This is a genomic window from Microcystis sp. LE19-84.1B (assembly GCF_027531875.1).
In the GTDB taxonomy this organism is placed as follows: domain Bacteria; phylum Cyanobacteriota; class Cyanobacteriia; order Cyanobacteriales; family Microcystaceae; genus Microcystis; species Microcystis panniformis.
The window spans coordinates 1-1,561 of sequence record NZ_JAPZSR010000155.1; the positions used below are offsets into that span (position 1 = coordinate 1).

The window sequence follows — 1,561 nt, forward strand, 5'->3', positions numbered from 1 at the left end:
CTGATTAACCTCCACTTCCACTGTTCCCGTTCTGGCAGCTTCCCGGTAGTCGCTTTTGTTTTCAGGTGTGCCATGACTATTATAGCAAAGGGATTGTTACTTGCTTCCAATTAGTCACTGATAACTGATAACTGATAACTGATAACTGATTAATTGGTGAACTTCAGGAAAAAAGAAGTATAAAAACGCTTCAAAATACTCGCTTAATGCTTCTTTCCAGGGTTCATCATAATTTGCGGTTGTTAGGTTCATTTGAGTTGTCTGCTTACTCCTAGGCTGTGAAGCGCGATAGCGTAACGCACCGATTTAATAATAGAGGTGGTGCGTTACGGCGGATTGTTGATGCGTGTTTTTTGACGGAATTGATAGCCGCCTAACGCACCCTACGCCTACTTAATTAAACAAAGAAATTACTCACTGGAATGTTCCCTAAAGCAGGTAAAGTACCAGTAAATCCGGTGATATTTATTAACAAATCATTGCTGGATTGGAAGCCAGCCGCGCTATCATTAATAACGAGGTAGGTTCCAGCTATTGCACCGGTTGTTACCTGCACTAAGGCGGCACTATTAACCCCTAATCCTTGATTACCGGTAATCGCTCCATTAGCATCAGTAAATACCTGATTGATTAAATTCTGTAAAGTGGTAGCAGTGCTATCAGCAGCGCGACTGAAATTGCTAGGCGCACTCATGGCGTTTCCACCTTGAGTTAATAAGTCAATTTTATCACTATTGATGGCGAAATCTGTGATACTGTCGCTTGTTGATATGGTAGATTGGCCAAATTGGAAGATGAAAGTATCTGCACCTAAACCACCAGTTAAAGTATCAGCACCGTTAGCACCATTGATTTGATTAATGCCACTATTTCCAGTGATATTATTGTTACTAGCGTTACCTGTACCATTAATATTATTAGTGCCAATTAGTCTGAGATTTTCGACATTGTTGGGTAAGGTGCGAGTAATTGCGCTTTGTAGGGTGTCAGTAATAATTACTTGTCCAATTGCTTCGTCGGGATTGATGGTAGCATTAACCGGATTGGAGAGGGTGACGGTGAAGACTTCATCAGGTTCATTAAGGTTATCATTGAGGATGGGAATGCTAATAGTAGCAGTGGAAGTATTAGCAGCAATGGTGATAGTTCCGGTTTTGCTAGTGTAATCTACATTGGCGGTAGCATCAATGGGTGCAGTAGCATAATTGACGCTAATTGGTTGGGGATTGGGATTATCGACAGTGACGGTGAGGATGGCATTATTATCTTTACCTTCCACTACGGTGATGTCATTGATGGAGAGTTGCGACAAATCATCATTGGTAATCGTTCCCGTGGCTGCGTTAGGAGTACCTACGGTATAACCAGTACCCGCAGTAAGAGTTAAAGCAACAGTTTCATTACTTTCAATGGTTGTGTCAGCAGTCGGGTCAACTGTTACCGTCGCAGTAGTAGAATTAGGCGCAAAGGTGACTGTATTGGTAGTCCCTGTACGAGTGTAGTCGGTATTAAGAGTAGCTGTCCCTCCGAGGGTGTAATTGACTGTTAAAGCATTTGTTGT

General features: G+C 42.2%; 2 protein-coding genes. Both read right to left on the reverse strand.

The features are described 5' to 3' along the window. Nucleotides 1–114: 114 nt before the first annotated feature. Nucleotides 115–252 (reverse strand): hypothetical protein, encoded by a 138-nt coding sequence (locus tag O9324_RS09735; protein ID WP_288140075.1) that lies wholly within the window; start codon nucleotides 250–252, stop codon nucleotides 115–117. A 145-nt stretch (nucleotides 253–397) separates the two neighbouring features. Continuing rightward, nucleotides 398–1,561 (reverse strand): bluetail domain-containing putative surface protein (locus O9324_RS09740; protein ID WP_288140076.1); only part of this gene is annotated, 1,164 nt, incomplete at its 5' end.